At 72.8% G+C, this 7,459-nt stretch carries 7 protein-coding genes; 6 read left to right on the top strand and 1 reads right to left on the bottom strand.

Going from position 1 to position 7,459, the window contains the following annotated elements:
* Positions 1-195: 195 nt before the first annotated feature.
* On the bottom strand, positions 196-1,296 hold the full coding sequence (locus tag ACTUAL_RS11010; RefSeq protein WP_440900180.1) for a glycerophosphodiester phosphodiesterase: 1,101 nt from the start codon (positions 1,294-1,296) through the stop codon (positions 196-198).
* A 302-nt stretch (positions 1,297-1,598) separates the two neighbouring features.
* Between ACTUAL_RS11010 and ACTUAL_RS11005 the strand changes: the two genes are divergently transcribed.
* The 6 genes from ACTUAL_RS11005 to ACTUAL_RS10980 form a co-directional block, all read left to right on the top strand.
* Complete coding sequence (locus tag ACTUAL_RS11005) at positions 1,599-3,623, top strand: TRAP transporter permease (protein WP_440900179.1); 2,025 nt, start codon at positions 1,599-1,601, stop codon at positions 3,621-3,623.
* Complete coding sequence (locus ACTUAL_RS11000; RefSeq protein ID WP_440900178.1) at positions 3,616-4,605, top strand: TAXI family TRAP transporter solute-binding subunit; 990 nt, start codon at positions 3,616-3,618, stop codon at positions 4,603-4,605. The genes ACTUAL_RS11005 and ACTUAL_RS11000 overlap by 8 nt, the downstream gene beginning before the upstream one ends.
* Before the next feature lie 28 nt (positions 4,606-4,633).
* Positions 4,634-5,893: a phosphoribosylamine--glycine ligase gene (purD, locus tag ACTUAL_RS10995; RefSeq protein WP_096497374.1), complete on the top strand. Its 1,260-nt coding sequence runs from the start codon at positions 4,634-4,636 to the stop codon at positions 5,891-5,893.
* A 264-nt stretch (positions 5,894-6,157) separates the two neighbouring features.
* Entirely contained in the window at positions 6,158-6,670 is a 513-nt protein-coding gene (locus ACTUAL_RS10990) for a hypothetical protein (protein WP_440900177.1), read from the top strand.
* A gap of 16 nt (positions 6,671-6,686) precedes the next feature.
* Entirely contained in the window at positions 6,687-7,187 is a 501-nt protein-coding gene (locus ACTUAL_RS10985) for a DUF3558 domain-containing protein (RefSeq protein WP_440900176.1), read from the top strand.
* A gap of 14 nt (positions 7,188-7,201) precedes the next feature.
* Positions 7,202-7,459, top strand: a 258-nt coding sequence (locus tag ACTUAL_RS10980) for a hypothetical protein (protein WP_440900175.1), incomplete at its 3' end; no start/stop codon positions are given.

Raw genomic sequence — 7,459 nt, 5'->3', positions numbered from 1 at the left:
CGCGCGGGGGCGCACCCCGCCGCGGGGTCCACCTCGGGGCGGGTCCGCCGGGGCCGGGCCCCGGTCCCGGGTGGGGCCCCGCCGGCGCTTTCCCGCTGGGGGGCCCTTCCGCTCCAGCACAGCGCCCGGCACCCGGCACCGGCACCCGGCGCCGGCGCACGGCTCTCCGCCTCGCTGCTCTCCGCCTCGCGGTCCTCAGCGCCCGCGCACGGCCTCCACCGCGGTGTCCGGGTTGTCGGCGAACACCCCGTCGACCCCGGTGGCCAGGAACCGCGCGTACTCCTCGAACGCCCGCCCGTACGCGGCCGGGTCGGTCGACGAGCGGTGGTCGGCGGGCAGGAACGCGTTCTCGTTGCGGAACGTCCACACGTGCACCAGCAGCCCGCGCGCGTGCGCGTCCCGCACCACCGGCGTCTCCGGCAGCAGGAACCCGCCCGCGTCCCTGGGCAGCACCACGTCCTTGGCCAGCCCCACCCCGGACGCGTACCGCGCGACCTCCTCCAGCCCGGCGGGCGTCACCAGGTCGCGGTAGGTGCGCGGGTCACCTGCCTGCACGAAGTCGTACGGCGCGCCCGACGCGTTCACCAGCTGCACCAGCGGCACCCGCAGCGACCGGCTGAGCGCCTTCAGGTTCGCCACCTCGAACGACTGCACGAACACCTTCGCGCCGCGCCTGTTCAGCCCGTTGCGCTCCAGCGCCCGCACCAGCGCGGGCTCCAGCGGCAGCCCGATGTCCCGGAAGTAGGTGGGGTGCTTGGTCTCCGGGTAGATCCCGATCTCCCGGCCCAGCTCGCGGCCCAGCCTCCGGGTCAGGTCCACGACCTCCTGGAAGGTCGGGATCTCGTACCGGCCGTCGTAGAGGGTGTTGCGCGGTCGCACCTCCGGGATGCGCTCCTTCGCCCGCAGCACCTTCAGCTCGGCCAGGGTGAAGTCCTCGGTGAACCAGCCGGTGACCGCGACCCCGTCTACCGACTTGGTGGTCCGCCGACCGGCGAACTCCGGGCGGGCGGCCACGTCCGTGGTGCCGCCGATCTCGTTCTCGTGCCTGGCGACGAGCTGCCCGTCCTTCGTGGGCACCAGGTCCGGCTCGACGTAGTCGGCGCCCATCCGCGCGGCCAGCTCGTACGCGGCCAGCGTGTGCTCCGGCCGGTGCCCGGACGCGCCCCGGTGCCCGATCACGACCACCCGCTCGCCCCGCTGCTCCGGCGCCACCTCCGGTTCCGCCGCGGCCGAGGGCGCCAGGCCCACCGCCGCGAGCGCCACCAGCGCCACCCCTGCCAACCGACTCCGCACCATCGAGGCCTCCTCGGTGAGTGAGCACAACGCGCAGGGCAGCATCGTCGCGCTCCGCGACGATCCCGTCACGGAACGGCCAACCGGGGGCGGCGGACCGGTGAACGATCCCCGGCGCGGGATTAACAGTCCCTTGAGGCGGTCGCCCTGTCGCTGTGACCGGGAGCACAACTAGCGTTCCCTGCACGACCGGCGCGGCAGGAGAGGGGCGTGGACCAGATGAAAGAGCCAAATCAGCTGAGCCGCAGCAGAGGGTTGCGGTGCAGCGGTCGGTGGTTTCGCACTGCTGCGCAGCGCGGGTGCACGTGAGCGGCTCCACCGACCATCACGGCAAGACGGCCGAGCAGGCCGCCGAACGCCCCCCGGACGAACGTCCCCCGGACGTCGCGGACCTCATCGCCGAGCACGACGAGGAGTTGCCCGCCCGGTCGCTGTCCCGCCGCTGGGACCGCGCGGTCTGGCTGGTCTGCCTGGCCACCGCGCTGCTCGTGCTCAAGCAGGTGTTCCTGCCGTTCAGCAAGGGCAACCAGTTCTACCTCGTGCTGTTCCTCGGCGTGACCCTGCCGCTGGTGTTCCTCTGCTACCGCCCCGGAAGACCCGCCGCGTCCCGCGCCGAGCGCGACGACCCCGCCCCCCTGGACTGGGCGCTGTCGCTGCTGGCCCTGCTGGTCGGCCTCTACCCGCTGCTCGGCGGCTTCGACTCGTTCCTCGACCGCCAGGGCCAGCTCACCACCCTCGACGTCGCCGCGGGCGCGGCCCTGCTGCTGCTCGTGCTGGAGGCCGCCCGCCGCACCACCGGCTGGGTGCTGCCCTCGGTGTGCGTCGCCTTCACCGCCTTCGCCTACTACGGCGGCTACCTGCCGCCCGACTGGGCGATCTCGCACGCGGGCGTGGACTTCAGCCAGATCATCAACGGCTTCTACAACGACGCCACCGGCTTCTACGGCACCCCGCTCGACGTCGCCGCGACCTACATCGTGCTGTTCACCCTCTACGGCGCGGTGCTCAACACCTCCGGCGCGGGCGCGTTCTTCGTGGACCTGAGCTTCGCCGCGTTCCGCCGCTCCCGCACCGCGCCCGGCCGCACCGCCGCCACCGCCGGGTTCCTGCTCGGCACGGTCTCCGGCTCCGGGACCGCGACCACCGTCAGCCTCGGCGCGGTCACCTGGCCGGTGCTGAAGAAGGCCGGCTACCCCAGGGAGAGCGCGGGCGGCCTGCTCGCCGCGTCCGGCATCGGCGCCATCCTGTCCCCGCCGACCCTCGGCGCCGCCGCGTTCATCATCGCCGAGTACCTGGAGGCCTCCTACCTGGAGGTCCTGCTCTGGGCGACGCTGCCGACGCTGCTCTACTACCTCGGCATCGCGCTGGCCGTGGAGATCGACGCCCGCCGGTTCGGGGCGGGGCCCGTCGAGGTCGGCACGCCCGGCGCGTGGGCCGTGCTGCGGCGCGGCGGGCACCACCTGCTGTCGCTGTTCGTGATCGTGGCGTTCCTGGCGCTGGACGTCCCGGTGCAGCCCGCCGTCGTCTACGCCACCGCCATCGCCGCGCTGTTCGCGCTGGTCGGTCGGCGGCACGACGTGCGCGGCTGGGCCCGGTCGCTGGTCGACTCGCTGGCCACCGGGGTGCGCGCGGCCCTGCCGGTGATCGCGGTGTGCGCGGCGGCGGGCGTGATCACCTCCACCATCACCAAGACCGGGCTCGGGCAGGCGCTGGCGTCCGCGCTGGTCGACCTGGCGTCCGCGCTCGTGTCGCACCCGACCGCCGTGCTGGCGCTCACCGCCGCGCTCGCGGCCGTCGCGGTGAGCGTGCTCGGGCTGGCCGTGCCGGTGACCGCGTCGTTCATCATCTCGTGGGTCGTCATCGGGCCCGCGCTGGTCGAGCTGGGCGTGGACCGGCCGGAGACGGCGATGTTCATCTTCTACTACGCGGTGCTGTCCGAGGTGACCCCGCCGACCGCGCTCGCCGCCGTCGCCGCGGCGGCCATCACCGGCGGCGACGTGGTGAAGACCATGTGGCGCACCTGGAAGTACACGCTGCCCGCGTTCCTGGTGCCGCTGGCGTTCGTGCTCACCGACCACGGGTCCGCGCTGCTGCTGCGCGCGCCGGTCGGCGAGGTGCTGTGGGTGTTCGCCGCGTCCGCCCTCGGGGTGGCCGCGCTCGCCGCCACCACCGGCGGCTGGATCTTCCGCGAGGCGGGACCGGTGGAGCGCGCGCTGTGCGCGCTGGCCGCGCTCGCCCTGCTGTACCTGGAACCGGTCGTCGTGGCGGTGGGCGTCGGCCTGCTCGCGCTCGCGGTGGCCGTCCACCTGCTGAGGAGGAGTCATGCGTAGCTGGGTCGTGCGGGCCGCCGTCGGGGTGCTCGCGGTGGGACTGCTGGCGTCGGGGTGCGGGGGCAAGCGCACGCCGACCGGGGGCGCGTCCGGCGGGTCCGGGTCGTGCGAGGCGTCGGCCGGGCGGATCACGATCGCCACCGGCAACTCCGGCGGCGTGTACTACGTGGTCGGCGGCGCGCTGGCGAAGCTGGTCAGCGACCGCACGCCGCTCAAGGCCACCGCGGCCGAGACGGGCGCGTCGGTGCAGAACGTGAGGCAGCTCGTCGCGGGCGACTACGACGTGGCGTTCTCGCTCGCCGACACCGCCGCCGACGCCGTCCGGGGCACCGGGAGCTTCGACGGGCAGCCGCAGGAGGTGGCCGCGCTGACCAGGCTGTACCCGAACTACACGCAGGTGCTGGTGCGCGCGGACAGCGGCATCTCGTCGATCGCGGACATGCGCGGCAAGCGGATCTCCACCGGGTCGCCCGGCTCCGGCACCGAGGTCATCGCGCGCCGGCTGCTGGAGGCGGCGGGCCTCGACCCGGACGCCGACGTGCAGGCGCAGCGGCTGGACCTGGCCAAGACCGCCGACGGGATGAAGGACGGGAACCTGGACGGGCTGGTGTGGTCCGGCGGGCTGCCCACCGCGCAGATCACCGACATCACCACCTCGCTCGGCGACCGGGTGAAGGTGCTCGACGTCACCGACCTGCTGGACGAGCTGAAGGAGGTCAGCCCGGTGTACGACCGGGGGATCATCCCGGCGGCCACCTACGAGCAGCCCACCGACGTCGGCGCGGTGGTCGTGCCGAACGTGCTGCTGGTCCGCGAGGACTTCCCGAGGGGCGACGCGTGCGCCCTCACCGAGTTGATCTTCTCGGGGAAGTCGCAGCTGGAGGCGGCCCACCCGGCGGCCCGCGACGTGGACCGCGCTCTCGCCGCGCAGACGGACCCGGTGCCGCTGCACCCCGGATCGCGGGACGCACTGGGCGGGTGAGCACCCCCGTCATCTAGGCTGGCCCACCGTGCGTGTCCTGGTCATCGGGTCTGGCGCCCGTGAACATGCCCTAGTCCTCGCCCTGTCGCGCGACCCGCAGGTCAGCGCGCTGGCCTGCGCCCCCGGCAACGCCGGGATCGCGGGAGCGGCGGAGATCCTCGGGCTCGACGTGTCCGACACCGGGGCGGTCACCGCCCTGGTGCAGGAGTGGAACGCCGACCTCGTCGTGGTCGGGCCGGAGCAGCCGCTCGTCGGGGGTGCCGCGGACGCCGTCCGCGCGCTCGGCGTGCCCTGCTTCGGCCCGTCCGCGTCGGCGGCCCGGATCGAGGGGTCCAAGGCCTTCGCGAAGGACGTCATGGCCGCCGCGGGGGTGCCGACGGCGACCTCCGAGGTGGTCGACAACCCGGCCCGCCTCGACGCGGCCCTGACCCGCTTCGGCCCCCGCTGGGTGGTGAAGGACGACGGTCTGGCCGCGGGCAAGGGCGTGGTCGTCACCTCGGACCGCGCGGTGGCCAGGGCCCACGCGATGACCCTCCTCGACGGCGGCCACCCGGTCCTGCTGGAGAGCTTCCTCGACGGCCCCGAGGTGTCCCTGTTCTGCCTGGTCGACGGCGCCACCGTGGTGCCGCTCCAGCCCGCGCAGGACTTCAAGCGCGTCGGAGACGGCGACGCGGGCCCCAACACCGGCGGCATGGGCGCCTACTCGCCGCTGCCGTGGGCCCCGGAGGGCCTGGTGGACACGATCGTGCGCACCTGCGTGCAGCCGGTCGTGGACGAGCTGGCCCGCAGGGGCGCGCCGTTCACCGGCCTGCTCTACGCGGGCCTCGCCCTGACCGCAACCGGCCCCCAGGTGATCGAGTTCAACTGCCGCTTCGGCGACCCGGAGACCCAGGTCGTCCTGCCGCTGCTGCGCACCCCGCTCGCCGGGCTGTTCCTGGCGGCGGCGACCGGCGCGCTCGGCGAGCAGCCGGAGCTGGACTGGGAGGACGGCTACGCGGTGACCGTCGTGGTCGCCGCGGAGGGCTACCCCGGCAGGCCGCGCACCGGCGACGTGATCGGCGGGGCGGACGCGGAGGGCGTGCTGCACGCAGGCACGAGGCGCCGCGACGACGGGGCCGTGGTGTCGTCGGGCGGGCGGGTGCTGTCGGTGGTCGGCACGGGGAAGACCCTGGCGGACGCGCGGGCGGCGGCGTACGAGCGGGTGGACCTGGTGCACCTGACCGGGTCGCACCACCGCACGGACATCGCCCAGCGGGCGGTGGAGGGCGGGATCATCGTCCCGTCGTAGGGGCGATCGGGATCTTGTGGCGGGGGCCGCGTCCTTGGGGGCGCGGTCCCCGTTTTTGTTCCGCCGCCGGTCGGCGGGCTCGCGCTGCGGGGGCGCTCCCGACAGGGCCGGACCCGCAGGTCAGGGCTCGCGCGCTGGGCCGTTCGGGCGAGCGGGGGAACCACGACGTGCCCGTCCGCGTCGAATCCCAGGCTCAGCTCAGGCCCGCGTTGGTAGCCTGCCAGTTGGGACCGTCCTGTTACCAACCGTGCCGGGGAGGGTGTGGTGGAGGAGAAATCCCTGCTGGGAGTGGCTGCGCTCGCTGGGGGTGCTGTGGGTGGCGCTGCTACGGCTTTCTTTGCCGCCAACAAGCGCCTGGGAGAGATCATGGACAACGCCTCTAGCGCGGGGGCGCAGGAGTTCAGAGTCAGCCCGGAGACGGTCCTCAAGGCCATCCGGGTGATCGGCGAGCAACGCGATCTCCTGTACGAGAAGAACCTCTACGCCAACCAGGACCTCTTGATCACGCCCGACGCTGACACCGACCCGATCAGCGCGAGCGTCATTCACGCGTGGAACGAGAACCTCGTGCTGGGGGACAACGCGTACGCCGTGCGCATCGAGCAGTACGCACAGAGCCTGGATGGACTGGTGAAGCAGTTGACCGCCGCAGCCAGGGAATACGAGATCACCGAGGACGAGATCAACAGTGCGTTGGCTGGCAAGAGTGCGTCCTCGTGCGCTCATCGCGCTCCCGCTGATCGGACTCCTGGCGGTCGGGTGTTCCAGCACCCGTGACGGCACGGCGGCCCCGGTGCAGTCCTCGGATTCCGCGCCGACGTCCACCCAAGCGGTGTCGAACCGCCCGCAGGAGTTCAAGCTGGACGGGCTGGACCCGTGCAAGTCGCTCACCCCGGAGCAGTTGAACCAACTCGGCATGAAGCCGGGGAAGCCGGGCGATCCTGAAATGGGACGGTACAAGGACGTCGCGAACTGCGGCTACCTGTCCGTCGAGGGCGCCAAGCCGTCGGCCGGTTACGTGGTCGCCTTCATCACCGCTGACGGCTACCGGTCCTGGAACGACGGGGGAAACCTCGACGTCACCCCCATCTCGGTGGCGGGGTACGACGGACTGTCGATGAAGCTCAAGGGCGACCGGCCCCACTCCTGCACGGTCGTGGTGGACGTCGCCGATGAGCAGCACCTGTACGTGAACTACCTCCCCGTCGTGGACAAGGGGACCCAGGAACTGCTGTGCCAGAAGGCGACGACAGCCGCCGAGATGGTCCTCGCGACACTGCCGTCCTTGAGCTGAGGGGGAAGAGGGACATGGCTGCTGAGACCCAGGTCGGCGACATCCGCGTCCAGGGGTACGACAACAACGCGCTCGCGGGGATGATCGACAAGATCCGGAGCGGCAACGTGGCGAGCCAGTTCTCCAGCGCCTCGTCGGCGCTGCGCGGTCTCGCCAACGACCTCGAGAACATCGACAAGACGCTCGCCAGCGAGCTGAAGAACCTCCAGATCGACTGGGTGGGGCTTGCGGGCGACGGAGCCAAGCGGGGCGTCAAGGTCCAAGCCGAGGGC

This window comes from Actinosynnema sp., assembly GCF_052038725.1.
This window is presented reverse-complemented; position numbering and strand designations above follow the sequence as displayed.

Coding starts and splice junctions, on each gene's coding strand:
- ACTUAL_RS11000 (WP_440900178.1), top strand. CDS start 3,616: ATGCGTAGCTGGGTCGTGCGGGCCGCCGTCGGGGTGCTCGCGGTGGGA.
- ACTUAL_RS11010 (WP_440900180.1), bottom strand. CDS start 1,296: ATGGTGCGGAGTCGGTTGGCAGGGGTGGCGCTGGTGGCGCTCGCGGCG.